This window comes from Streptomyces sp. NPDC014727, assembly GCF_043083485.1.
In the GTDB taxonomy this organism is placed as follows: Bacteria; Actinomycetota; Actinomycetes; order Streptomycetales; family Streptomycetaceae; genus Streptomyces.
This window is the reverse complement of sequence record NZ_JBIBYR010000037.1, coordinates 31,972-55,912: the sequence shown is the minus strand read 5'-3', so window position 1 is coordinate 55,912 and position 23,941 is coordinate 31,972. Positions and strand designations below refer to the sequence as shown.

At 70.9% G+C, this 23,941-nt stretch carries 26 protein-coding genes and 1 pseudogene; 14 read left to right on the top strand and 13 right to left on the bottom strand.

Annotated features, from left to right (window positions below; genetic code table 11):
* The first annotated feature begins 94 nt into the window (after nucleotides 1-94).
* Nucleotides 95-535 (top strand): MarR family transcriptional regulator, encoded by a 441-nt coding sequence (locus ACF1B9_RS34355; protein WP_327273742.1) that lies wholly within the window; start codon nucleotides 95-97, stop codon nucleotides 533-535.
* A 92-nt stretch (nucleotides 536-627) separates the two neighbouring features.
* Complete coding sequence (locus ACF1B9_RS34350; protein WP_391738520.1) at nucleotides 628-1,962, top strand: MFS transporter; 1,335 nt, start codon at nucleotides 628-630, stop codon at nucleotides 1,960-1,962.
* A gap of 77 nt (nucleotides 1,963-2,039) precedes the next feature.
* Here ACF1B9_RS34350 and ACF1B9_RS34345 read toward each other — a convergent pair whose 3' ends face one another.
* Nucleotides 2,040-2,624 carry a Uma2 family endonuclease gene (locus tag ACF1B9_RS34345; protein WP_391738522.1) on the bottom strand — a complete coding sequence of 195 codons (585 nt, stop codon included), beginning with the start codon at nucleotides 2,622-2,624 and terminating at the stop codon, nucleotides 2,040-2,042.
* Nucleotides 2,625-2,724: 100 nt separating this feature from the next.
* Between ACF1B9_RS34345 and thpR the strand changes: the two genes are divergently transcribed.
* Complete coding sequence (gene thpR, locus ACF1B9_RS34340) at nucleotides 2,725-3,297, top strand: RNA 2',3'-cyclic phosphodiesterase (protein ID WP_391738523.1); 573 nt, start codon at nucleotides 2,725-2,727, stop codon at nucleotides 3,295-3,297.
* Nucleotides 3,298-3,461: 164 nt separating this feature from the next.
* Here thpR and ACF1B9_RS34335 read toward each other — a convergent pair whose 3' ends face one another.
* From ACF1B9_RS34335 to pip, 4 genes are all read right to left on the bottom strand, one after another.
* Nucleotides 3,462-3,644, bottom strand: a complete 183-nt coding sequence (locus ACF1B9_RS34335; protein ID WP_391738525.1) for a hypothetical protein — start codon at nucleotides 3,642-3,644, stop codon at nucleotides 3,462-3,464.
* A gap of 125 nt (nucleotides 3,645-3,769) precedes the next feature.
* The gene (locus ACF1B9_RS34330) at nucleotides 3,770-4,765 is read right to left on the bottom strand and encodes an aldo/keto reductase (RefSeq protein WP_391739302.1); all 996 of its coding nucleotides are present in this window, start codon (nucleotides 4,763-4,765) and stop codon (nucleotides 3,770-3,772) included.
* Nucleotides 4,766-4,887: 122 nt separating this feature from the next.
* Nucleotides 4,888-7,182 (bottom strand): N-acetylmuramoyl-L-alanine amidase, encoded by a 2,295-nt coding sequence (locus ACF1B9_RS34325; RefSeq protein ID WP_391738527.1) that lies wholly within the window; start codon nucleotides 7,180-7,182, stop codon nucleotides 4,888-4,890.
* A 196-nt stretch (nucleotides 7,183-7,378) separates the two neighbouring features.
* On the bottom strand, nucleotides 7,379-8,374 hold the full coding sequence (pip, locus tag ACF1B9_RS34320) for a prolyl aminopeptidase (RefSeq protein WP_391738528.1): 996 nt from the start codon (nucleotides 8,372-8,374) through the stop codon (nucleotides 7,379-7,381).
* 66 nt (nucleotides 8,375-8,440) lie between these two features.
* Between pip and ACF1B9_RS34315 the strand changes: the two genes are divergently transcribed.
* The 4 genes from ACF1B9_RS34315 (at nucleotide 8,441) to ACF1B9_RS34300 (ending at nucleotide 11,197) form a co-directional block, all read left to right on the top strand.
* On the top strand, nucleotides 8,441-8,950 hold the full coding sequence (locus tag ACF1B9_RS34315; RefSeq protein WP_391738529.1) for a hypothetical protein: 510 nt from the start codon (nucleotides 8,441-8,443) through the stop codon (nucleotides 8,948-8,950).
* Nucleotides 8,951-9,049: 99 nt separating this feature from the next.
* The gene (locus ACF1B9_RS34310) at nucleotides 9,050-9,505 is read left to right on the top strand and encodes a MarR family winged helix-turn-helix transcriptional regulator (RefSeq protein WP_391738530.1); all 456 of its coding nucleotides are present in this window, start codon (nucleotides 9,050-9,052) and stop codon (nucleotides 9,503-9,505) included.
* Complete coding sequence (locus ACF1B9_RS34305; protein WP_391738531.1) at nucleotides 9,502-10,374, top strand: ABC transporter ATP-binding protein; 873 nt, start codon at nucleotides 9,502-9,504, stop codon at nucleotides 10,372-10,374. Before ACF1B9_RS34310 ends, ACF1B9_RS34305 begins: the two co-directional genes overlap by 4 nt.
* Nucleotides 10,334-11,197, top strand: a complete 864-nt coding sequence (locus ACF1B9_RS34300) for an ABC transporter permease (RefSeq protein WP_391738533.1) — start codon at nucleotides 10,334-10,336, stop codon at nucleotides 11,195-11,197. The genes ACF1B9_RS34305 and ACF1B9_RS34300 overlap by 41 nt, the downstream gene beginning before the upstream one ends.
* Here the strand turns inward: ACF1B9_RS34300 and ACF1B9_RS34295 are convergent.
* Both ACF1B9_RS34295 and ACF1B9_RS34290 read right to left on the bottom strand, forming a co-directional pair.
* A complete protein-coding gene (locus ACF1B9_RS34295; RefSeq protein ID WP_391738534.1) occupies nucleotides 11,171-11,593 on the bottom strand; it encodes a hypothetical protein in 423 nt (140 codons plus the stop codon). The genes ACF1B9_RS34300 and ACF1B9_RS34295 overlap by 27 nt on opposite strands.
* Nucleotides 11,594-11,957: 364 nt before the next feature.
* Nucleotides 11,958-13,604 carry an Ig-like domain repeat protein gene (locus ACF1B9_RS34290; RefSeq protein ID WP_391795967.1) on the bottom strand — a complete coding sequence of 549 codons (1,647 nt, stop codon included), beginning with the start codon at nucleotides 13,602-13,604 and terminating at the stop codon, nucleotides 11,958-11,960.
* A gap of 383 nt (nucleotides 13,605-13,987) precedes the next feature.
* Between ACF1B9_RS34290 and ACF1B9_RS34285 the strand changes: the two genes are divergently transcribed.
* Nucleotides 13,988-14,572, top strand: a complete 585-nt coding sequence (locus ACF1B9_RS34285) for a cysteine hydrolase family protein (RefSeq protein ID WP_391738536.1) — start codon at nucleotides 13,988-13,990, stop codon at nucleotides 14,570-14,572.
* A 150-nt stretch (nucleotides 14,573-14,722) separates the two neighbouring features.
* The gene (locus ACF1B9_RS34280; RefSeq protein WP_391738538.1) at nucleotides 14,723-15,382 is read left to right on the top strand and encodes a hypothetical protein; all 660 of its coding nucleotides are present in this window, start codon (nucleotides 14,723-14,725) and stop codon (nucleotides 15,380-15,382) included.
* A 126-nt stretch (nucleotides 15,383-15,508) separates the two neighbouring features.
* On the opposite strand, the pseudogene ACF1B9_RS34275 reads toward ACF1B9_RS34280, so the two are convergent.
* A pseudogene (locus tag ACF1B9_RS34275) lies at nucleotides 15,509-15,616 on the bottom strand (SAM-dependent methyltransferase); the annotation flags it as partial.
* A gap of 444 nt (nucleotides 15,617-16,060) precedes the next feature.
* Here ACF1B9_RS34275 and ACF1B9_RS34270 point away from each other — a divergent pair.
* Both ACF1B9_RS34270 and ACF1B9_RS34265 read left to right on the top strand, forming a co-directional pair.
* Nucleotides 16,061-16,699 carry a TetR/AcrR family transcriptional regulator gene (locus tag ACF1B9_RS34270; protein ID WP_391738539.1) on the top strand — a complete coding sequence of 213 codons (639 nt, stop codon included), beginning with the start codon at nucleotides 16,061-16,063 and terminating at the stop codon, nucleotides 16,697-16,699.
* Nucleotides 16,700-16,747: 48 nt separating this feature from the next.
* Nucleotides 16,748-17,365: a helix-turn-helix domain-containing protein gene (locus ACF1B9_RS34265; protein ID WP_391738541.1), complete on the top strand. Its 618-nt coding sequence runs from the start codon at nucleotides 16,748-16,750 to the stop codon at nucleotides 17,363-17,365.
* A gap of 37 nt (nucleotides 17,366-17,402) precedes the next feature.
* On the opposite strand, the gene ACF1B9_RS34260 is transcribed toward ACF1B9_RS34265, so the two are convergent.
* A complete protein-coding gene (locus ACF1B9_RS34260) occupies nucleotides 17,403-18,089 on the bottom strand; it encodes a GDSL-type esterase/lipase family protein (RefSeq protein WP_391738543.1) in 687 nt (228 codons plus the stop codon).
* Between the two features lie 59 nt (nucleotides 18,090-18,148).
* Here ACF1B9_RS34260 and ACF1B9_RS34255 point away from each other — a divergent pair, with 59 nt between their 5' ends.
* On the top strand, nucleotides 18,149-19,135 hold the full coding sequence (locus ACF1B9_RS34255; protein ID WP_391738544.1) for a WD40 repeat domain-containing protein: 987 nt from the start codon (nucleotides 18,149-18,151) through the stop codon (nucleotides 19,133-19,135).
* 43 nt (nucleotides 19,136-19,178) lie between these two features.
* Here ACF1B9_RS34255 and ACF1B9_RS34250 read toward each other — a convergent pair whose 3' ends face one another.
* On the bottom strand, nucleotides 19,179-19,421 hold the full coding sequence (locus ACF1B9_RS34250) for a hypothetical protein (RefSeq protein WP_391738545.1): 243 nt from the start codon (nucleotides 19,419-19,421) through the stop codon (nucleotides 19,179-19,181).
* Between ACF1B9_RS34250 and ACF1B9_RS34245 the strand changes: the two genes are divergently transcribed.
* Complete coding sequence (locus ACF1B9_RS34245) at nucleotides 19,420-19,935, top strand: GNAT family N-acetyltransferase (protein WP_391738546.1); 516 nt, start codon at nucleotides 19,420-19,422, stop codon at nucleotides 19,933-19,935. The two genes, ACF1B9_RS34250 and ACF1B9_RS34245, sit on opposite strands and share 2 nt — an antisense overlap.
* Nucleotides 19,936-19,956: 21 nt before the next feature.
* Here ACF1B9_RS34245 and ACF1B9_RS34240 read toward each other — a convergent pair whose 3' ends face one another.
* Entirely contained in the window at nucleotides 19,957-21,387 is a 1,431-nt protein-coding gene (locus ACF1B9_RS34240; RefSeq protein ID WP_391738548.1) for an amidase, read from the bottom strand.
* Nucleotides 21,388-21,551: 164 nt separating this feature from the next.
* Between ACF1B9_RS34240 and ACF1B9_RS34235 the strand changes: the two genes are divergently transcribed.
* On the top strand, nucleotides 21,552-21,953 hold the full coding sequence (locus ACF1B9_RS34235) for a DUF4259 domain-containing protein (RefSeq protein ID WP_391738549.1): 402 nt from the start codon (nucleotides 21,552-21,554) through the stop codon (nucleotides 21,951-21,953).
* On the opposite strand, the gene ACF1B9_RS34230 is transcribed toward ACF1B9_RS34235, so the two are convergent.
* A complete protein-coding gene (locus ACF1B9_RS34230; RefSeq protein WP_391738550.1) occupies nucleotides 21,954-22,565 on the bottom strand; it encodes a Uma2 family endonuclease in 612 nt (203 codons plus the stop codon).
* Between the two features lie 156 nt (nucleotides 22,566-22,721).
* Entirely contained in the window at nucleotides 22,722-23,840 is a 1,119-nt protein-coding gene (serC, locus tag ACF1B9_RS34225; RefSeq protein WP_391738551.1) for a phosphoserine transaminase, read from the bottom strand.
* Nucleotides 23,841-23,941 lie beyond the last annotated feature (101 nt).

Genomic DNA, 23,941 nt, shown 5'->3' with positions numbered 1-23,941 from the left:
GACTCACTCGTTCGGGTGATCGATTAGGTGATCTGCCTCTCGCGCGTGTAACACGAATGGTCTTTAGGGTAGGTAATGAGTTATCCTAATAAACATGCCTGACCTGATCCACGACGGCGACAGTGCGGCCGCCGTGAGCTCCCTACGCTCCGCCGTGATGCTGCTCGGCCGACGCCTGAAGCACCAGCGCGTCGACGAGTCGCTGAGCCCCACCGAGATGTCGGTGCTCGGCACGCTCGCCCGCTGCGGTTCGGCCACACCCGGTGAGCTGGCCCGCAAGGAGCATGTGCAGCCTCCGTCGATGACTCGCATCGTCGCGCTGCTGGAGGCGAAGGGGCTGGTCAGACTGGAACCGCACCCCGATGACCGTCGCCAGAAGATGGTCAGCCAGACCGAGCAGGCGGAAGCCATGCTCGAAGAGAGCCGCTCCAAGCGGAACGCCTGGCTGACCACCCTCGCCGAGGGCCTGGACGAGGACGAGTGGGAGACGCTGCGCAAGGCGGCGCCCGTGCTGGAGAAGCTCGCCCACCTGTAGCGGGGCGATCGCGCCGGTCCCTGACCGGCGCCGTCCGCACCGCCGCATCCCGTCAGTCAGCGAAATGTATATGCCCGAGGAGGCGAACCCTTTTGAGTACGGGATCCGGAGCAGACTCCGCCCCCGCACCGACTTCCACCCACGAGAGCACGACCGGCGGGACCTTCTCGTCGCTGAAGATCCGTAACTACCGCCTGTTCGCGACGGGCGCCGTGATCTCCAACACCGGTACCTGGATGTCCCGCATCACGCAGGACTGGCTGGTCCTCAGCCTCACCGGGTCCGCCGCCGCCGTCGGCATCACCACGGCCCTCCAGTTCCTTCCGATGCTTCTCTTCGGCCTGTACGGCGGCGTCATCGCCGACCGTCTCCCGAAGCGGAAGCTTCTTCTTGTCAGCCAGGCGGCGCTCGGCCTGTGCGGGATCGCCCTCGCGGTGCTCACGCTCTCCGGCGTCGTCCAGGTGTGGCACGTCTACCTCATCGCGTTCCTGCTCGGCATGGTGACGGTCGTCGACAACCCGGCCCGTCAGTCGTTCGTCTCCGAGATGGTCGGCCCCGCCCAGCTGCGGAACGCGGTCAGCCTCAACTCGGCGAACTTCCAGTCCGCCCGGCTCATCGGCCCGGCCGTCGCCGGTGTCCTGATCACCACGGTCGGCAGCGGCTGGGCCTTCATGTTCAACGGCCTGTCCTTCGCGGCCCCGCTCGTCGGCCTGATGCTGATGCGGACGAGCGAGCTGCACAAGTCCGTCGTCGTGCCGCGCGCCAAGGGCCAGCTGCGCGAGGGCCTGCGCTACGTCTCGGGCCGCCCCGAGCTGATCTGGCCGATCGTCCTGGTCGGCTTCGTCGGCACGTTCGGGTTCAACTTCCCGATCTGGCTCACGGCCTTCGCGGACGAGATCTTCCACGGCGGCGCCGGGATGTACTCGTTCTTCAACATCCTCATGGCGGCCGGCTCCCTCGCGGGCGCCCTGCTCGCCGCCCGCCGCCGTTCCTCGCGGCTGCGGATGCTGGTGGCCGCGGGCACGGTGTTCGGTCTGCTGGAGATCATCGCGGCCATGTCGCCGTCCGTCTGGCTCTTCGCGATCCTGCTGGTCCCGATCGGCATGATCGGCCTGACGACCAACATCAGCGCGAACACGAGCGTCCAGATGGCCGCCGACCCGGCGATGCGCGGCCGGGTCATGAGCCTGTACATGATGGTCTTCGCCGGCGGTACGCCGGTGGGCGCCCCGATCGTCGGCTGGATCAGCGACGCCTACGGGGTCCGTACAGGCATGATCGTCGGCGGTGCGTTCTCGCTGGTGGCCGCGCTCGGTGTCGGCTTCATGCTGGCCCGCGTCGGTGGCCTCCGGCTCCGGGTCGACCTCCGGCCGGGCCGCCCCCATGTGCGGTTCGTCCCGCGCGAGGAGCTGGCCACAGCGGCCTGAGGACTGCCCATGCGACACACGGCACGGCCCCGACCGGGTGGGTACTGGTCGGGGCCGTGCCGTGTGCCGGGGCGCGGTCAGTCGCGGGGGAACGTATCGGTCCGGAGGGTGAGGCCGACGACGGTGTCGGTCAGGTCGATCGGGGTGCCGAAATCGAGGCTCAGCACACTGCGGTACTCGTCGTCCTTCGGGAGCGCGTGGAGGTGCCACGTGCCGGTGTACGGGTCGGCGATGACGTACACCGGGACGCCGGCGGCGGCATACGTGGCCTTCTTCGGGCCGTAGTCGTTGGCGGCGGTGTCCTTGGAGATCACCTCCGCGACGAACTCGATGTCCTGGTAGCGATAACGCCCCTTGGCGTCATGAGCAGCGCCCTTGGCCAGAGCCACGACATCCGGGGCGAGGCCGTTGAGGCGCCCGGGAAAATCGAAGCGGACATCAGATGTCAATTGCTCCTCCCCGTACCTGGAGAGCAGCTGCCTGATGAGCGCCAGGATGATCCGCCAGTGGATGTCCCGCTGCGGCGACATGTAGATGATCCCCTCGACGATCTCGACCTTGAATCCCTCGGGGGTGGGCTCAAGCCACTCGAACATCATGTCCAAGGTGCGCTCGTCGCCGTTGTCGGCCATCTCGATCCTGTCGGTGTCTGCGACGGTCATCGTGCCGCTCCTCCCCGCTGCCGCACGGGCGCGGGCAGCCGCGTAGAACAACGATACGTACGGAGCCCGGGACACGCCCGCACGGTGCGACACTCGGCCCATGAGCCGCCTCAGACTCTTCGTCGCCGTTCTGCCGCCCGACCGCGCAGTGCAGGAACTGCGCAGTGCCGTCGACCCGCTGCGCGCGCTCCCCGGTGCCGGGAAACTGCGCTGGACCGGTACGCCCGGCTGGCACTTCACGCTCGCGTTTCTCGGGTCCGTGGACGAGGAACTGCTGCCCGAGCTGGACGAGCGTCTCGGGCGGGCGGCCCACCGTACCGAGCCCTTCCCGCTGCGCATCCACGGCGCCGGGCGATTCGACGGGCGGGCACTGTGGGCGGGGGCCGCGGGTGGGACCGACACGCTGCGGCTCCTCGCCGAACGCGCCGACGCCGCCGCCCGCCGCACCGGCATCCCGATGGAGGAGCGCCGCCGCTACAGCGCGCACCTCACCCTCGCCCGCAGCCGCACCCAGGCCGACCTGCGCCCCTTCGTCGAGGCTCTCGGAGACTTCGAGGGCACCCCGTGGGAGGTCGGCGAGCTGGCCCTCGTACGCAGCAACCTGCCGGTCGCCGGGGTGCCGGGGGAGCAGCCGCGGTACGAGACGATCGCATCCTGGTCGTTGGGCCACTGAGAGCGGCGGTTACGCTCGAAGGGTGGATCCGAAGACCAGAAACCGCATCATGGCGGCCGTGCTCGTGCTGATGTTCGTCGTCGTCGCCGTGGCTGCCGCCGTCGGGCAGTGACGCACGGCTGAGGCCGGCGGCGAAGGTTCCGCGGCGGGCGGCGGGCGGCGTCTCAGAGGGCGAAGGCCGCTGCCGCCGCCTCGGCGAACGCCTCCGGGTTGTCCAGCACGATGTTGTGCCGACGCTCCGGGACCGCCACGACCTGTACCCCGTGCTCGATCAGCGTGTCCTCGCCGGGCAGCGGCCCGTCGTGCAGCGGCCCGTCGTGCAGCGGCCGCAGATACGTGCGGGCCACCGGCGAGGAACTCCTCCTCCGTGTACGCGGCGATGCCGCACAACGGGCCGCCGTCGCCCTCGCCCCCGAACGGGGACGGGGCAACGGCGGCCCGTCATGCGGACGAACAGTCCGTCAGACCGCCCTCACCAGGCGAACGCCTCCGGCGACGGTCCCGGCCCCGGGAAGATCTCGTCCAGCGAGGCCAGCAGCTCCGCCGAGAGGTCGAGATCCAGGGCCCGCAGCGCCGAGTCCAGCTGCTCCTGGTTGCGCGGCCCGACGATCGGCCCCGTCACCCCCGGCCGGGAGAGCAGCCAGGCCAGGCCGACCTCGCCCGGCTCCAGGCCGTGCTTGTCGAGCAGGTCCTCGTACGCCTGGATCTTCGCGCGCTGCGCCGAGTCCTGCAGCGCGTCCGCGCTGCGGCCGGAGGCCGAACGCCCCGCCGTGCCCTCGCGCTCCTTCTTCAGCACACCGCCCAGCAGGCCGCCGTGCAGCGGGGACCACGGGATGACCCCGAGCCCGTACTCCTGGGCGGCCGGGATGACCTCCATCTCGGCGCGGCGCTCGATCAGGTTGTAGATGCACTGCTCGCTGACCAGGCCCAACGAGCCGCGCCGGGCCGCCAGTTCATTGGCCTGGGCGATCTTGTAGCCGGCGAAGTTCGACGAGCCCGCGTAGAGGATCTTGCCCTGCTGCACCAGGACGTCGATCGCCTGCCAGACCTCCTCGAAGGGGGTGTTCCGGTCGACGTGGTGGAACTGGTACAGGTCGATGTAGTCCGTCCGGAGCCGCTTCAGCGACGCCTCGACCGAGCGCCGGATGTTCACGGCGGAGAGCTTGTCGTGGTTGGGCCAGGCCTCGCCGTCGGCGCCCATGTTCCCGTACATCTTGGTGGCCAGGACCACCTTGTCGCGGCGTTCGCCGCCCTTGGCGAACCAGGTGCCGATGATCTCCTCGGTACGGCCCTTGTTCTCGCCCCAGCCGTAGACATTCGCGGTGTCGAAGAAGTTCAGACCCGTGTCCAGCGCCGCGTCCATGATGGCGTGGCTGTCCACCTCATCGGTCTGCGGGCCGAAGTTCATGGTGCCGAGGACGAGGCGGCTGACCTTGAGTCCGGTGCGTCCGAGCTGCGTGTACTTCATGGACACCAAGCCAACGCCTTCGAGTCCGCTCGAAGCAAGGGCGACCCCGAACGCGCCCTGCCCCCGGCGGAGCACCAGGGGCAGGAGCGTCATGCGAATGAGCGACCGAACGTCTCAGGCGGTCACTTCAGGTACACGATCCCGTCGGTGGTGACCGTCGGCCGGCCCGACGTGGCCACGACGACGATCTTGACGGTGTGCTTGGCACTGCTGGTCCAGTTCTGCGTCCACAGGGCGTCGCGGTACTTGGTGGTGCTGGACTTCAGGTCCACCGTGGACACCTTCGCGCCGTCCACATAGACGTACACCTGGCCGGAGGTGGCGGCCCTGGAGACGATCAGGGCGACCGAGCGCCCGGTGAACGTCCAGCTCAGGCTCGCGTTCTTGGACGAGCTGGAGTACGACTTGCCGCCGAGGTAGCTGGACGAGGACTTCGTCGTCCAGGTGCCGGTCTTCGTCGCCGAGCTCTCCTGGACGATGACCGGTGTGCCGGAGACGGACGCGGCGGCGGTGTTGCCCGCCTGGTCGTACGCGGTCATGGCCCAGCTGGTCGCAGCCCCCGACTTCGCGGTGTGCGAGGCGCTGGTGGTCGTCGGACCGTAGGTCTTGGCGACCGGGGCGGTGAGCCTGACCTCCTTGAGCGAGGCGGCGTCGGTGGCCTTCCACTTCAGGGTGACCGGGACGGCCGTGGTGTTCACTGTGCCGGTGCGCAGGGCCAGGCTCGGCTTGGTGGTGAAGGAGGGCGCTGTCTGGTCGGCGACGACGGTGGCCGCGGCGGACGTGCTGACCTTGCCCGACTGGTGGGTGGCGCGGACCTCCACCTTGTGGGTGCCGACGGCGAGCGTGGCCTTGGCAGAGGTGGCGGTGCCCGCGGTGGTGGCGACGGACTTGCCGTCGACCAGCAGCTCGTACGTGGAGACGAACGCGCTCGGGGTGGTCGCCGACCAGCCCACGGTGACCGCGGACTTGGTGTAGTACGTCGTGCCCGAGAGCCCGGCGCCGGTCACCGACTTGATGGCCAGTCCGGTGACGGGTCCCGCGGCGAGGCTGCGGATCGCGGGCAGCTGTCCGTACAGCTTGGTGCCGGGGCACTCGGTCGCGAAGCCGTCGCGGTGGCCGGAGATCTGCTTGAAGGAGTACTGCGTACCGGCGGTGAACTTGGTGCCGGCGAGGTTGCCGCCGGTGGCGCCCGCGGTGAGCATGGTGCTGCCCGCCGGGTCACCCTTGTACTGGCCGAGCTTCCACGCGGCGATGCGGGCCACCGAGGTGGTCACCGCGCTCGGGGCGGCCGAGTCCGTGTACGTGCCGAGGACCGCGATGCCGGCCGTCTGCCGGTTGAAGCCGTAGGTGTGCGCGCCGAAGACCGGCCGGTCCACGCCGCCCTTGCGTCCTTCGAAGATCGTGCCGCACTTGTCGACCAGGAAGTTGTAGCCGATGTCCTTCCACTTCTCGCTCTGGACGTGGTACGCGTACACGCTGCGCACGACGGCCGCGGATTCGGCGCACGTGTAGTTGTTGGTCCCGGCGGTGTGGTGCACGAAGACCGCCTTGACGGTGTCCGTGTACTCCGGGGCCTCCGGGCTGATCGACTCGTCGGCGCCCCAGCCCGCACGCGGGGTGATGGGCGGCTTCGGCACGGTCGACGGCGGTGCGGGCGGCAGAGTCTCGGACGGGGACGCACTCGCGGACGCCGAAGGGCTCGGGCTCGCCGGGGGAGTCGTGACGTCCGTGGCCGGGGTGGACGGGGGCGGCGATGCCGGCTCGGTCGGCGGGACCTCGGCGGGCGGTTCCGTGGCGTCGCCGGGCGCGGGCGACGTGGGCGGCTCGGGCGTGACCGGGTCCGAAGGGTCCTCGGTCGGATCGGTCGGGGGGGTGTCCGCGGGGAGGTCGGCGGTGAAGGCGGCGGGGTCCGCGTTCAGGGTGCCGCTCCGGCCCGGGTCCACGGTGTCCAGCCGCAGCCCCGCGGGCAGCTTCGTGGAGACCTTGCCACCCGCGTTGATCCGTACCTCGACACCGTTGGACGGGCCGACCCAGCGCGGCTCGGTGCTCCCTCGCACGCCGGAGCGGCCGGTCTCCGCGCGCCCGTCGACGTCGGTTTCGAGCGGCAGCCACGACGTCCACTTCCCGTCGGCGGCGGACCGGGTCCGTACCTCCACGGCTCCCGCGACCTTGGCCGCCGGGTCGGTCCAGGTGACGCCCAGCATGCTGAAGGGCTTGGTGTCCCGCTTGCCGAGCACGGCGGTGGTGCCGTCGCCGTCGACCTTCAGCGCGGTCGCGCGCACATCGGTCCTGGCCGGGCCGGACTTGGCGTCCGGCTCCACCGAGGGATTGCCCGTCACTCCCTCGAAGACCAGGACACCCGCCACGCCGGCCGTTGCCACGGCAGCCGTGATCCAGATTCTCTTCTTCGATCTCAAGTCGTACCCCAGGGATCGTTTTGGACTGTCGTTCCGTCACGTGCTGCGTCGGGCGACAGCACCGGTCGTCACAAGACCAGTGGGGGGTACGAGTGCTACCGCGCGCATACAGCGGAGACACAGCTTGCCATGGTCCGACGCCGTGGTGTCTACGCGGGTGGCACCGCGTAGGTCCGGGGAGCGCCGGGTTGGTACGTCAGGGACGCTCTGGCCGGGTCCGGACCGCGAACCGGTCCAGCGCCGCCAGCACCGCCCGGCTCGTCGCCGGACCGCCCAGATGCCCCGCAGCGTCGATCACGGTCAGTTCCGCGTCCGGCCACGCCTTCGTCAGGTCCCACGCGGTGATCAGCGGGCCGCCCAGGTCGAACCGCCCGTGCACCAGCACGCCCGGAATCCCCGCCAGCCGCCCCGCGTCCCGGATCAGCTGCCCCTCCTCCAGCCAGGCACCCCGGGAGAAGTAGTGGGAGCAGATCCGCACCAGCGCCTGCCGCGCCCGGTCGGGGCGCCCGCTGTACGGCGGCGGTCCGGTGTTCGTCTCCTGGGAGAGCACCGCGTCCTCCCAGGCACACCAGTCGGCCGTCGCCTTCTCCCGTACACCGGCGTCGGGGCTCTCCATTCGCCGGGCGTACGCGGCGAGGACGTCCGCGGTCGCGTCGCTCCCGGCCTCCGGCACACCCGACCGGAACAGTTCCCACGCCTCGGGGAAGATCTGTCCGGCGCCCCGGTACAGCCAGTCGATCTCGCTGCGCCGGGTCGTCGTCACCGCCGGAATCACGATCTCGCAGACCCGTTCGGGGTGCTGCTCGGCGTACGCGAGGATCAGCGTCGAGCCCCAGGAACCGCCGTACAGCAGCCAGTTGTCGATCCCGAGGTGGCGGCGCAGTCGTTCCATGTCGGCGATCAGCCGGTCGGTCGTGTTGAACCGCATGTCGGTGGCCGGGTCGCTCGCGTGGGGGGTGGAACGGCCGCAGCCCCGCTGGTCGAAGAGGACCACGCGGTAGCGCTCCGGGTCGAAGTACTGCCGGGTCCGTTCGTCGCAGCCCGATCCCGGGCCGCCGTGCACGACGACCGCGGGTTTGCCGTCCGGGTTGCCGCACACCTCCCAGTACACGAGGTTGCCTTCGCCGACATCGAGCATGCCGTGCTCGTACGGTTCGATATGCGGGTACTTCTCGTCGGGCTTGCGGATCATGGCGCGGCGGCTCCCTCGGCTCGGCGGGCAAAGGGGTCAGCGTAGGGCGGGCGTAGCCTGAGCGCTGTGAATTCCGCACCCCGGGCACTGGCCGTACTGAATGATCTGCTCGACACCGCGTCCCCCGAGCAGCGCGGCGCCTTGTGGCAACTGGCCGAGAGCGGGCGCGAGTTGGACGCCAATCTGGTATGCCTCCCAGCGGGCGCCGAGGTCGGTGAGCATCAGGAGGACGTCCTGGACGTCCTGCTCGTCGTCGTCGCGGGCGGCGGCCGGGTCGTGGCCGGCGGCGGCGACGCGACGGACCTGACCCCGACCACGGTCGTCTGGCTGCCCCGCACCTCGCGCCGCGCGCTCGTCGCGGGGCCGGAGGGGCTGGCGTACGTGACCGTCCACCGCCGCCGCCCCGGCCTGATGATCAAGTCCTCGGCCCCGTCCCGGGCCGCGTCCCCGGCGGCGTCCGAGGGCGGCGAGGCGCCCTGCATGCTGGACCGGGTCTGCCCCGGGTGCGGCCGGCTCTCGCAGGACCCCGAGCCGGTGTTCTGCAGTCGGTGCGGGGAGCGGTTCACGGAGCGGTGAGCCCACGGTTCCGGGCGGTCGAGCGGCGGGCGGACCGCCCCTCCGTCCGGACCGCTCCACATAGGGACATTAGCTCGTATACGGAGCTAAAATGGTCAGATGACGGCGGGTGATCTCCCCGATGAGCTCGCCGGACTCCTGCCCCGCATCCAGCGGCTCGCCCGGCGACGCCTGTGGAGTGGTCTGAGCGTCCCCCGGGTGCGAGGGGCGCACGCCGAGCTGCTGCGGCTGGTGGCCGCCGAGCCCGGCATCCGGGTCTCGACGGCCGCGCACCATCTCTGTCTCGCGGCCAACTCGGTCAGCACCCTGGTGAACCACCTCGTCGCCGAAGGGCTGCTGCGCAGGGAGAAGGACCCCGGCGACGGACGCGCCGCGCTGCTGTACCCGACCCCCGCGGGGACCGGGAGGCTGCGCGACTGGCACGCCCGCCGCGAGGCGCTCTTCCGCGAACACCTGGCCGGACTGGAAGCGGCCGACCGGGCGGCACTGACCGCCGCGCTCCCGGCCCTGCGCAGACTCGCCGACTCGCTGCGCGAAGGAGATGAGATCGCGTGACCACGGAGACCACGCCCGCCCTCAACTGCACCGGGCTGAGCTACAGCTTCGGCGACGCGAAGGCCGTCGACGGCCTGGATCTGCTGGTCCGCCCGGGGGAGGTGTTCGGCCTTCTGGGGCCCAACGGCGCGGGCAAGACCACCACCCTGCGCGCGATCACCACACTGCTGCCCGTACCGCCCGGCGTCATCGAGGTGTTCGGCCAGGACGCGGCCCGGCACCGGATGGCGGTGCGGCGTCTGCTCGGTTACGTACCGCAGCAGCTGTCCGCCGATGCGAGCCTCACCGGCCGGGAGAACGTCCAGCTCTTCGCCCGCGTCTACGACGTGCCCCGCCGCCGGCGTGCCGCACGGGTCTCCCAGGCCCTGGACGCGGTCGGCCTCGGCGAGGTCGCGCACCGGCTCGTCGGCACGTACTCCGGCGGCATGGTCCGCCGCCTCGAACTCGCGCAGGCCCTGGTCAGCGCGCCCCGGCTGATGATCCTGGACGAGCCCACCATCGGCCTGGACCCGATCGCGCGGGACAGCGTCTGGGACCGCATCACCGAGATACGGATCGGCACCGGCATGACCGTGCTGGTCACCACCCACTCCATGGACGAGGCCGACCAGCGCTGCGACCGGCTCGCGCTGATGCACCTGGGCCGGCTGCGCGCGCTCGGCACCCCCGCCGAGCTGAAGAAGGAACTCGTCGTCCACCGCCGGGACTCCGACGAGACGGGCCTGCCGCCGCCGTCCCTGGAGGACGTCTTCCGGTACCACTCCGGGCGCGGACTGGACGACCCCGGTTCCGGCTCCGGTTCCGACGAACGGAAGGGAGCGTTCCGAGATGTCCGCCGTACCCGTCGCACCGCATCCCGCCTCGGCTGAGTCCGGCCCTCCGGAACAGCGCTTCGCGCTGCTGCTGACCCCGCCACCGCCCCGCACCGGCTGGCGCGTCGTCCCCGCGCGCGTCATCGCGATGTGCGTCGTGGAAATGCAGAAGCTGCGCCACGACCGCACCGAGATCTACACCCGCGCCGTCCAGCCCGCCCTCTGGCTGCTGATCTTCGGCGTGACGTTCTCCCGTATCCACGCCATCCCGACCGGCGGCGTCCCCTATCTCGACTTCCTCGCGCCCGGCATCATCGCCCAGTCCGCCATGTTCATCGCGATCTTCTACGGCATCATGATCATCTGGGAGCGGGATTCCGGCGTCCTCACCAAACTCATGGTCACCCCCACGCCCCGCACCGCCCTGGTGACGGGCAAGGCCTTCGCCGCCGGGGTGAAGGCGGTGATCCAGGCCGCGGTCGTCATCGTGATCGCCGCACTGATCGGTGTCGGCATGACCTGGAACCCGTTGCGGCTGCTGGGTGTTGTCGTGGTGGTCGTGCTCGCCTCGGCGTTCTTCTCCTGCCTGTCGATGTCGATAGCCGGGATCGTCCTGACCCGCGACCGCCTGATGGGTATCGGCCAGGCCATCACCATGCCGCTGTTCTTCGCGTCCAACGCGCTCTACCCGGTCGCCCTGATGCCCGGCTGGCTCCAGGCCGTCAGCAGGGTGAACCCGCTGAGCTACGAGGTCGACGCCCTGCGCGGACTGCTCATCGGCACCCAGGCTCACCTCGGCCTCGACCTCGCGGTCCTCGCCTTCGCGGCACTGGTGGGCATCGTCGCCGCCGGTTCACTGCTGGGCCGCCTCGCGCGCTGAGCGGTCAGGAGGGGTCGGCCGCAGCGTCGCCCGGCACCTTCTTGCCCGCCGCCGCCAGTAGGCGATCGTCAACGCGCCGAGCAGCGGACCCCACAGGACCAGCGGGGCGTAGGCGGCCAGCATCAGCGCGGAGTGCCAGTCGTGGAGGGTCAGGGGGTTGTCGGGCGGCAGGGGACGCAACTGTGCCGTCACGCCGAACGCGGCGGTGACAAGACCCCAGCTCCACATCGCGGTCAGGATCAGAGCGCCGAAACCGGCGGGGATCACCGCCGCGGCGATCGGCACCCGGCGGCCGCGCAACCCCGGGATCCAGGACGGCCAGACTTCGCCCCACCGGGCGATCAGGCCGAAGGCCAGGAAGGCCAAGGCCTCGGAGAGGATCGACAGGATGACCACGTACGCCTCCATCGGCAGCCACGCGGGGACCTGGCCGTGGCCGGGACGCAGGCCGCGGAGAGCAGTTGTTCCGGGAGTGTTCCCGTGAGCGACTGTGTACCCGAGGCCCCCGATGGGGCGGGTGAGAGCGGCGAGTTCCGCAGCGGCTTCCGGGCCTCGCCGGGCTGGTCCTCCGGCCTGTGGCCTCCTCGCAGCTTCGGTGCCCTGCCGCCTGATTGCCGAGTTCCCTGCGGCTCGCACGTCACTGCCCCGGGGCCGGAGCCCCGGGGCAGCGACGCCGGATGAGCCATCCCCTGTGACTACCGCTGCGGGGGCTCCTGCGGCCGTGGTGATGGTGCCGGAGATGCTGTCTGCTGTCCCGGCATCAGAGTGCGGAACGGTGGCTCGGGTGAGGGTGGTCCGGGCCGGGCCGGTGGGGCTTCGGCTTGGGCTTCGGCTTGGGGTGAGGCTTGGGGTGGGGCTTGGGGTGGGGCTTGGGGTGGGGCTTGGGGTGGGGCTTGGGGTGGGGCTTGGGGTGGGGCTTCGGCTTGGGCTTGGTGATGGTGACGGAGACGGGATCGGAACTCGAAGCGGGGCACGTTTCGCTGCCCTCGTAGTGAGCCGTGATGGCGTGGGTGCCCTTGGCGAGGTTCTTGACGACGAGGGTGGCGATGCCGTTGCTGTCGAGGGTGGCGGTGCCGATGACCCGACCGTCGGTGGTGAAGTTGACCGTGCCGGTCGGAGTGCCTGCGGTACAGGTCACGGTGGCCGTGAAGGTGACCGGCTTGCCGACGTGGGCCTGTCCGGGGCGAACCGTGAGACTCGTCGTCGTGCTCTGCGGCGAGCCGGCGACGGCGAGGCTGTGGTAGCTGCCGGCGCCGATCGCGACGGCGGTGGAGTCGGCGGCCAGGTCCACCAGGACGGGAACCAGGCGGTCGGTGGTGGTGCCGTCGCCGACCTGGCCGTAGCGGTTGTAGCCCCACGCCAGAACCTGGCCGGTGGAGGTCAACGCCACCGTGTGGTCATCGCCGCTGTCGAGCGCGGTGACCGTGGTGCCGGCGGGAAGCTGCACCTGGACCGGTTCGGTGCGGCGAGTGGTGGTGCCGTCGCCCAACTGGCCGTGGGCGTTGTCTCCCCAGGCGAGTACCTGGCCGGTGGACGTCAGCGCGAAGCTCTGGAAGCCGCTGCCGGCGGCGAGCGAGGTGACCGTGGTTCCGGCGGGCAGGTGGGTCTGGACCGGCAGGCTGCTGCTGGTGGTGGTGCCGTTGCCCAGTTGGCCGTAACCGTTGTATCCCCAGGCCAGAACCTCCCCCGTGGAGGTCAACGCCAAGCTGTGGTCATCGCCTCCGGCGATCGACGTGATCGTGGTTCCGGTAGGCAGGTGCGTCAGGACCGGTTCGTTGCGGTTGGTGGTGGTGCCGTCGCCCAACTGACCGAAGTCGTTGTCTCCCCAGGCCAGCACCTGGCCGGTGGACGTCAGCGCCAAGCTGTGACCGGCGCCGGCGGAGATCGCCGTGACCGTGGTGCCGGCGGGCAGGTGCACCAGCACCGGCACGTTGCTGTCCGTGCCGGTGTTGCCGTTGCCCAACTGGCCCCACTCGTTGTATCCCCAGGCCCAGACGTCGCCGGTGGACGTCAGAGCCAGGACGTGGTCATCGCCCACGGCGATCGCCGTGACCGTGACTCCGGCGGGCAGGTGAACCTCGACCGGCACTGTGGTGTTGGTGAATGTTCCGTCACCCAGCTGACCTACGTCATTCTGCCCCCACGTCAGCACCTGGCCGGTGGACGTCAGGGCCACGGAGAAGCCATAACCGCCACCCACCGCCGTGACGGTGGTGCCCGCGGGCAGCGAGGCCGCGATCGGAACCTCACTGCCCGGGCCGGTACTGGGGGATGTGCTCCCATTACCCAGTTGGCCATACTGATTGCGGCCCCATGTCAGGACCTCATTGCCGCCACTGGCCGCGGCTGCGGCTGGGGATGCGGCCATGGCCAGCGAGCCCATCGCCAGCCCGAAGGCCACCAACATCGCGACGCCACGCCATACAGCGGATCGCGCCGCGCGGAGCAGCCACCGGCATGCGGACCGGTGACCACTGCTGACAGGAAACTCCACAGTAGCCCTTCCTGTGATTGTCTGATATGTCGGAATCGACGTCTTCCTCGGCGCCTTGGTCTATCAGGCCGAAGTGCTATTGATGGTGATTGATCATCAAATAGATCTCGATCAGACGATGTGCGCGTTCGCGGAATCCCGCAGCGGTCCGAATCCGAGGGCGCCGTCTCGCCCGGCCGTCGGCAACTGTCTTGGCGCCACGAGGCGTTGTGGGCCTGGCCGGCTTCGATGTCGTGGGCCGAACGGTCGGGAGAAAGCATGTGGAAGTGCCCGGCGCGGGCGGACATGATGGCGGGATGACCAGTAGTCGTGCGATGCCCGTAGAGGCCCTGCTCGTTGTGGACGTTCAGTCGGCCGCCGTCTCGGGTGACAGGGCGGTGCCCGAGACGGACCGGCTCGTGGACCGGACCGCGGACCTGATCGCACGGGCCCGGCGGGGTGGGGCGCTCGTCGTGCACGTGCAGAACGACGGGGCGCCCGGGGCGGGCGACGAGCCGCACACGTCCGGCTGGGAACTCCACCACCAGGTCGAGGCGGGCCCCGCGGAGTTCGTCGTCCGCAAGACTCAGGACGACGGTTTCCGGGAGACGCCGCTGGGCGGTCTGTTGAACGATTCCGGGGTACGGGCGCTCGCCATCTGCGGTGTGATGTCCGAGATGTGCGTCCAGGCGACAGCCCGTACCGCCCTGGCGCTGGGGTACCGGGTCGTCATGCCGCACGACGCCCACGCGACGCACGACATCCCGGCGGCACCCGGCATCAGTGACGTGGTTCCGGCCGCCGCGGTCTCGCGGGTCGCCGAATGGGCTCTCGGCAGCGAGCTGGAGGTCGTCGCGCACGCCGCGGACGTCGCGTTCGCGCCCCCGCTCCGGCGGCGCTGACACGTCAAAATACGTACGAATACCGGGAGTTGATCGGGCGGCGCTCGTGAGATGGGCGGCTCGTTCCGGGAACCGCGGGGCTCGGTCCGGTCGTCCTCACGCGCGCCCCCATGCGGGCCACACCCCCCACTCACGGACTCAAGGAGAAGCATGAGCGTTGACGGCAGCACGCGATCTTGGAGCGGCAGCCGAAGCGGCGGCACCGATTCCTCGTCGCGGCGCGGTTCTCGTAGAGCTCTTCCGGACTGCGCGAAGGCGGTCCTCGCCCTCGCGCTCGTCCTGGGGGCCGCCACCGCCTGCAGTCAGTCGTCCAGCGGCGGGAGCCACGTGGCCAAGGACTGGAAGGTCGGCGACTGCGCCGGTCCCGACAGCGGCCGGTCGAAGGACGCCTACCAGGCCATGGACTGCGACGACTCCAAGGCGACGATCAAGGCCCTCGAAATCAAGGACGGTGCCATCTTCTCCGATTCCATCCAGTGCCCGCCCGGGACGGACGCGATCATCTCGGTGAAGGTCTCCTTCGGCTCCGGCGACGCAAGTGCCGGCATCCCCAGCAAGACCATCTGCAGCCGCAATCTCTCCGGTGACCACCCCGGTGACCCGGGAGCGGGCGGCGGTCAGTTGGTGAAGGGCGACTGCGTGGACGACCAGGCCAAGGAGGTCGCCTGCGGCAGCGGGGGCAGCGGTGTGGCCAAGGTGCTCGGCCTGACCAAGACGAAGGCCGAATGCCCGTCCGGGACCGACGAGCCCCTGGAACTGTTCCCGAGTCCGGGCCGCCCGTACAACACGATCTGCACCACCCGGGCCTGACGGTCCGCGGCCGGGCACGCCCCGTCCGCCTCTCCCGTCCCGGGAACACCACGGCCGGTGAAGCCCGCGCTTCACCGGCCGTGCGGCGTCCGGGGGACTTCATGCCGCCGGAGTCCAGAACGGCTCGCCGGCCCACCACGAGGCCCCGTCCGCCGTCCACCGGTCGGCCTCCCGGGTGAAAAGGCTGTCCAGGAGGTTGAGCACGTCATCCACCGTACGTATGTTCCGGTCCATGCGGATTCCCTTCCCAGGAGGGGCAATCGTAGATCCGCAAGGCGGTGCAACCCGGTCCTCGTGAGGTGCCGGTCCCGGTCCCTGGTGGGTGCCTGGCGGCCCCGGACGAGTGGTGAGGCAACGCCCCCTCATGCCCGGCCTCTTCGGGCGTGCCGTCGTCCGCGAGGGGGTGTGAAGAGGGTGGTTCCGGGCCCGTCGGGGGCTGTTTCTTCGGTGGTTTCCGTGTCGCGTCCGTGCGCCGGTCGGGAGCGTCCGCTCAGCGGCGGGCAGCGGTCCGGGCGCCTCCCGGAGTCCAAAATTCAGACCGTAGCAGCAACGGTTCGATGGGCAATCGGACTTGACCGAGGTGCCGTCCTACGCGGGGGCGAGGGTGTGGCGGAGACCCCACCGGCAGCGCGGAGCGTGGAGAGTGGGGGCAGCGGTACGGACGACGAAGGAGGACCGATGGTGGGTGTCGTGGCGAACCAGCGGAGCAGGGTGGCCGGACAGGCCGTGGAGGGGCCGGGGGCGCGGGACCGACTCCTGCGGGCCGGACGCCAGTTGTTCGCCGCGTACGGGTACGCGCACACGAGCATCGAGGACCTGTGCGAGCAGGCGAAGGTGCCCGTCCACATCTTCCAGCAGGAGTTCGTCTCGCGGGAGGTGCTCCTGATGGCGATCTACGACGAGGTGGCGACCTACGGGCTGCGCGCCGCCGAGAACGCCCTGATGGCCGAGGGCATGGAGGACTGTCCGACGGCGGAACGGGTCCGGCTGCTCTTCGACGCCTATGTGAACGCGGTCACCGAGGACCCGTGCGCGGCCAGGGTGGCCTTTGTCGAGGCGTTGGGGGTCAGCCGGGAGGTGGACAAACACCTCGGGACCTGGCGGGCCATGTGGATCGAGTTCCTGACCTCCGAGGCCGAGCGTGCCGTGCGCCGCGGCGAGGCGGTACCCAGCGACCATCACGTGACCGTCACCGTGCTGAACCACTCGGTGGACGAGCTCATGGCCCACCATGGCCGCCGCCCCCGCCAGGTCAACGCCGAGTGGCTGACCGATGAGCTGACCCGGCTCTCGCTGGCCATGATCCTGCCGTCCTGACACGCCCCGTTGCCGGGACGGCAAACGCGGACGGCGAATAATGGCGGCATGGATGAAGGCGCGGAGCATGTGGGGCGTACGGACGACGAGGTCTCGAACGTACTGACGGGCGTCGGGCCCCGGCTGCGCGCCCTGCGCCGGGAACGCGGTACGACCCTGGCGCAGCTCGCCGGGACGACCGGGATCTCGCTGAGCACCCTCTCGCGCCTGGAGTCGGGCGGCCGCAAACCCACGCTCGAACTGCTGCTGCCCCTGGCCAAGGCGTACGGCGTCCAGCTCGACGAACTCGTCGGCGCCCCGCCCACCGGCGATCCACGCATCCACTTCCGCCCCTTCACCCGGGACGGCATGACGTTCGTACCGCTGACCCGGCACCTCGGCGGGCTGCACGCGTACAAGCAGATCCTGCCCGGCGGGCGCGGTGCCACGGGCGAGCTGGAGCAGCGGGTGCACGAGGGGTACGAGTGGGTGTACGTACTGGCAGGGCGGCTGCGGCTGGTGCTGGGCGAGCACGATCTGGTCCTCACGGCGGGCGAGGTCGCGGAGTTCGACACGCGCACACCGCACGCGTGGGCCAGCGCCGGGCCCGAGCCGGTCGAATTCCTCAGCCTGTTCGGTCAGCAGGGCGAGCGGATGCACGTCCGGGCCCGGCCCTCGGGGCGGTGAGGCACCGGCGGCGAGGCGCGGGGGCGGCGGACAGGCCCTACGCGCGGGCCGTGTACGGGCCGCCCAGGCCCCATGCCTGGTGCATCGCGTCGGCGAACGCCCCCGCCAGCCTGTGTTCGCCGGTGGGACCGGGGTGCGTCCCGTCGTACGTGTCCCGGTGGATGTCGTACCCCGGCGGGCGGGAGGCCAGCAGGATCGGGGACATCGGGTCGTCGAGGTCGGCGACGGCCTTCGCGAGGAGTTCGTTGAAGCGGTCGCACTCGGCGGCGAACGGCGCGTCCGACTCGGCCCGTATGTTCGGTATCACCGGCAGCAGCACCATCTTGACGTGCGGGTTCGCGATGCGGGCCGCCGTGATGAACGCCCTTGCGTTCAGGGCGGTCCGGCCACTGTCCGTATAGAACCCGAGGTCTATCAGGCCGAGCGAGACCAGCAGGACGTCCGTGCGGTGCTCGGTGACGGTGTCGGCGATCACCGGGGCCATGTGCAGCCAGCCCTCGCCCCAGCCGGCCAGATGGGCACGGGCCCCGACCGGGAAGTCCGGTGCGCCGTACGCGTACGAGACGGGGGTGTTCGTCCCGGTGTCGTACAGCTCGCTGCGCGGGCCGACGATCTCGAACGGGGTGCCGAGGACGGAATCCAGGTGCTGCCACATCCGGTAGCGCCAGGTGAAGTCGCCGGCGCGGCCGATCGTCATGGAATCGCCGACAAACGTGAAACGCATGGCGTCATCATCGCGGATCACTCCTGCGGCCTGCGACGTGACGATGGACACTTGGGTCCATGCGTTCGTACCTGACTGTGTCCGGAGCCGCCGCGCTGTTTCTCCTCGCGGGGGCGGCTCCCGCGACGGCCGGAGACGGAGCCGACCGGAGCTTCACGATCGAGGACCCCAGGATCACCGAGTCCAGCGGCCTCGCGGCCAGCCGCACCCACCCCGGCGTCTATTGGACGCACAACGACAGCGACGACGGGCCGTACGTCTACGCCGTCGACTCCCGCACCGGGAAGACCGTCGCGACGATCACCATGCGGGGGGTGGGCCGCCCCCGCGACGTGGAGGCCATCTCGCTGGGGCCCGACGGCGATCTGTACGTCGGTGACATCGGCGACAACCTGAACGGCAGCTGGGAACACGTCTGGATCTACCGCTTCCCGGAGCCGAAGCAGCTCAAGGACGCCACGGTCCGCGCCACGCAGTTCGACGTGAAGTACGCCGACGGCCCGCGCAACGCCGAGGCGCTGATGGTCCACCCCACGACCGGGCGCGTCTACATCGCGTCGAAGAACGAGGACGGCGGCGGGCTGTACGAGGGCCCCGCGAAGCTCACCACCGGTGCCACCAACGTCTTCCGGCGTGTGGGGGAGGTGCCGTGGGTGACGGACGGCGCCTTCTCGCCGGACGGCAAGGAGCTGGTGCTGCGTTCGTACTTCAGCGCCCGTGCCTACGCCTTCGGGAACGGCAGGCTCGGCGCCGACCACGCGGTCCGGGCGCCGCTCCAGCGGCAGGCCGAGTCGGTGACGTACACGGCGGACGGCTCGGCGCTGATGTTCGGCTCGGAGGGGGAGCGGAGCGATGTGGCGCGGGTGGACGTGCAGAGCGACGGAGGCGGCGGGGGCACGTCGCCGTCGAAGGGGGGCGGCGGCGCGTCGTCGTCCGCCGCTGGTGGGAGCGGCGACGGGACGAGGGGCGGCACGCTGGTCGGAGCGCTGGTGCTCGCCGCCGTGGGAGCGCTCGCCTTCATGAAACGGCGCCGTGGCCGCGGCTGACCGACCGACGGCCGGTCTCCCGCGCGTGCGGCCCGGCCCCGCGTCAGCCCCCGGCGCGCCGCTCGACGAGCACGCCGAAGCCGTCGAGCAGCCGTTGCAGGCCGAACGCGAAGTGGTCGACGTCGTAGCTGAACGCGTCCTCGGAGAGCGCCGCCATCAGCGGATGGCCGCCGCTCCTCATGGCCGTCGGCGGTGCGCCGGTTCCGGCGACTGAGCCGCTGAGCAACTTCCCGACGAACCGGCGCACACAGGCCGGACGACCGGCGCGCATACGATCGGGTGCCATGACGAACAGCGGTGCCGACCCCTTCTCCACCGAGCGGCTCGACGTCCTGCCCCTGCGGGTCGCGTACGCGGACGAGATGGCGGCCGTGCTGGCCGACCCGGCCCTGCACACGTACACCGGCGGCGCCCCGGAGAGCGCCGGTGAACTGCGAGTCCGCTACGCACGCTGGACCGCCGGTTCGCCGGATCCCGGGGTGGCGTGGTGGAACTGGGTGCTGCGGGTACGGGACGAGGGATGCCTGGCCGGTTACGTACAGGCGACGGTGCACGCGCGGGACGCGGAGGCGGAGATCGCCTGGGTGGTCGGGACGCGGTGGCAGGGGCGGGGATACGCCAAGGAGGCGGCGGCGGGGCTGGTGGCCCGTCTGACGGGAACAGGAGCGGTGCGGACCGTCGTCGCCCATGTCCATCCGGACCACGCCGCGTCCGCCGCCGTGGCCGCCGCCGCCGGGCTGGTGCCGACGCAGGCGTGGTGCGACGGCGAACGGCGCTGGGAGCGGGGCGGGGCGGGCTGAGTGAGAGCCCTCGCCCCGTGGTCAGCCGTCCGAAGCGGTCAGCAGGCGTTCCACGCGATGGGCGACGGCCAGCAGATGCTCGTCGCCGCCGACGCGGCCGATCAACTGCACCCCGAGAGGGAGTCCGTCCGCGTCCCGGTGGCCCGGGACTGCCACGGCCGGCAGCCCCAGCACCTGCCAGGGCCGGCTGAAGACCGGGGAGCCGGTGGCGGCCAGGCCCGCGGGGGCGGGGCCGACGGCGGCCGGGGCGAGGACGGCGTCCGCCGACTCCAACAGCGCCTGGAGACGGCGGCGCTGTGCGGCCGCGTGGTCCAGCGCATCCAGATAGTCGAGCCGCGAGACACGGTGGCCGTCCTCGACGAGACGGCGGAGAGGGGCGCTGAGGGGCTGCTCGCCGGGGGTACCGGCGGGGGGCCCTGGCGCGTACGCATCGGATGCGGCGCGTGAGTCGTCCGTGATGTGCGTGGTGCTCAGGGCGCCCGCGTCGTACTCGGTGGCGAGGGCACGGGCGGCCTCGTACGCCATGACCGTGGTGTGGGTCCGCACGAGCTCGGCGAGATCCGCGTCGATCGCCAGCTCACGCACCTCGGCCCCGGCGGCGAGGAGCGTGCGGCGGGTGTCCTCCATCGCCCGGTCCATGGCCCCGTCGGTGGGGTGGAAACCGTACGCCGTCCGATCCGGCGCGCCGGGGCCCGTGCCGGAGCAGATCAGGACCACGGGGTGCGGGACGTCCGGCAGGACCGCGTCCCGGCTGTGCGCGGTACGGCCGAGCAGGGCGGCGCGGGCCAGGGCGAGGTCCTCGACCGTCCGGGTCAGCAGGCCGAGCGAGTCGAGCGTGGGGCTGAGGCCGGCGATGCCGGTGAGCGGAAAGGCGCCCGGCGTGGCGACATGGCCCGCGGTGCCGCAGTACGCGGCCGGGCGGATGGTCGACGCGGCGGTCTGGGTGCCGAGGGCGAGCGGGACCATGCGGTCGGCGACGGCCGCGGCCGAACCGCTGGAGGACCCGCCGGGCGTGTGGTGCGGGGCGTGCGGGTTCGCGGTCCGGCCGGGGGTGAAGTACGCGAACTCGGTGGTCACCGTCTTGCCGACGAGCACCGCGCCGGACGCGCGCAGCCTGGCCACGCACCACGCGTCCCGGTCGGGACGGTGGCCCCGGTGGCGGGGCGAGCCGTAACCGGTGGGCTGGTCGGCGGTGTCGATGATGTCCTTCACGCCCAACGGAACACCGTGCAGGAGACCTTGGCGGGGGCCGTCGTCCAGCAGGCGGGCCCGTCGCACGGCGGCGTCCCGGTCGAGATGTTCCCAGGCCCCGACCACCGGCTCGCGGGCGTCGATCCGGTCGAGGCAGTCGGCGAGCAGCGCGGTCGCGGTCAGCTCGCCGGACTCCAGGGCGCGGACCGCCCGGGTGAGGGTGAACTCGTGCGGCGGGACGGCGGTGGCGGACGGCGGCATGGGCGTGGTCTTCCTGGACGGGAACGGGGGGCGGGGCCCGGTGCGCGGGCCGCCGCGGTGTTGGCAGGCCGGCTGACCCGGCCTTCGTTGTCAGTGGTGGCTGTGAGGATGGTGTCTGCCGGTGGAACCCACCAGCGGACACCGCCATTTGCTGAGGGGACCTCATGGGCACCTGGGACACCGGTCATTTCGACAACGACACCGCCGCGGACTTCTCGGGAAACCTGGATGCCGTTCCCGAGACCGAGCGGGAAGCGGTCATCCGCAAGGTTCTGGGCATCGCGATCGCGGCGGACTACCTGGACAGCGACGAGGGCGAGGAGGCGGTCGCGGCGGCCGCGCTGGTCGGATCCCAGTGCCCGGAGGGAGAGGCGGTGACCACTTCGTACGGACCCGACAAGGCGCTGCCCACCCTGTCGGTGGACCTTCGTCCCCTCGCGGTGAAGGCCCTCGACGCGGTGCTGGGCGAATCCTCGGAGCTGCGTGAGCTGTGGGACGACGCAGGGGACAAGGAGTGGGCGGCGGGCGTCACCCGGCTCAGGAAGGTGCTGGCGGCGGCCGGTTGATCAGCTACGGCGCCGTCCGGCCCGGATGAGCTCGGCGACATCGAGCGTCACCGGGGCACCGATCGAATCGGGCAGCGCGACTGTCTGCCCGGGGGCGTACACCTGGTGGCTGTCGTAACCGCCGCCCATGGGCTCGGTCAGGACGTGCACCCGGCCGTGCTCGCGGTCGACGATCACGTAGACCGGGATCTTGGCCTCCGCGTAGGCGGCGACCTTGTTGCGCAGGTCCTGGTTGTAGTTGCTGGAGGTGACCTCCAGCACGAGGCGGAAGACGGCGGGGTCGTAGCAGTTGTTCTCGGCCGGATGCTCGTCGAAATCGGCGTCGACGACCGCCAGGTCCGGGATGGCGTAGTCCTCGGGGCCGCCGGGGAGCCAGAGGCCCATGCCTTGGAGGACCTTGGTCTCCTCGCCGTGGATCCCTGCGGCCAGGAAGGGAATCATGAGCGTGGTCAGCGCATTGGCGTGCAGGCCGTCCGGGGGTGGGGCCACGGTGATGACGCCTCCGATGATCTCGACGCGGTAACCCGGGTGCTGCTCCGTGAGGATGTTGGCCGTTTCGAGCAGCGATTCCGGCTCACCGTCACAGGGGTGCTCGACTGCTGCTGCAGACATTGCGGGCCTCCTGAAGGGGTGTTGTCGAGGCCATCATCGTAGGACGATCGTGCCGCCCGTACCCGGAAGGCACCCCGCCACCCGGTCGGGTGAACGGCGAAGGGCCCCGCGCATCCGATGTGCGCGAGGCCCTCCGTACGCGTGACCGCGTGACCGTTACAGCTTCTCGATCACGTAGTCGATGCAGGCCGTCAGCGCCTGGACGTCCGCCGGGTCGATGGCCGGGAACATCGCCACGCGCAGCTGGTTGCGGCCCAGCTTGCGGTAGGGCTCGGTGTCGACGATGCCGTTGGCGCGCAGCACCTTGGCGACGGCCGAGGCGTCGATCTCGTCCGCGAAGTCGATCGTGCCGATGACCTGCGAGCGCTTCGCCGGGTCGGAGACGAACGGGGTCGCGTACTTGGAGTCCTCGGCCCAGCCGTACAGGTTCCGCGCCGAGGTGGCCGTGCGGCGGACCGAGAAGTCCAGGCCGCCCTGGGAGTTCAGCCAGTTCAGCTGCTCGTTCAGGAGGAAGAGCGTGGCGAGGGCCGGGGTGTTGTACGTCTGGTTCTTCAGGGAGTTGTCGATCGCCGTGGGCAGGCTGAAGAACTCGGGGATGTGGCGGCCCGACGCGTGGACGCGCGCGGCGCGCTCCAGGGCCGCCGGGGAGAAGACACCGATCCAGAGACCGCCGTCGGAGGCGAAGGACTTCTGCGGGGCGAAGTAGTAGACGTCCGACTCGGTGATGTCGACCGGCAGGCCGCCCGCGCCGGAGGTGGCGTCCACCAGGACCAGGGAGCCCTCGTCGGCGCCCGCGACGCGCTTGACCGGTGCGGCGACACCGGTCGAGGTCTCGTTGTGCGTGAAGGCGTAGACGTCGACGCCCGCCTCGGCCCGCGGGTCCGGGTGGGTGCCGGGGTCGGAGGCGATCACGGTGGGGTCGGCCAGCCACGGGGCGAGCTTGGCGGCCTTCGCGAACTTCGACGAGAACTCGCCGAAGTTGAGGTGCTGGGACTTCGTCTCGATGAGCCCGTGCGTCGCGATGTCCCAGAAGGCGGTCGAGCCGCCGTTGCCCAGGATCACCTCGTAGCCCTCGGGGAGGGAGAAGAGGTCGCGCACACCCTGACGCACCGCGCCGACCAGGTTCTTGACCGGGGCCTGGCGGTGGGACGTACCGAGAAGAGACGTACCGGTGGCGGCCAGCGCGTCGAGCGCCTCCGTCCGCACCTTGGAAGGACCGGCGCCGAAGCGTCCGTCGGCGGGCTTGATGTCAGCGGGAATCTGGATATCGGCCACGAACCGGAGCGTAGTACCTCACGGACACGGTCGAGGACCGTGTCCGTCGGATGAGACACCCGCTCCGGTGCGTGGACGGCGTGCGCGCCGGTCCGTGGACC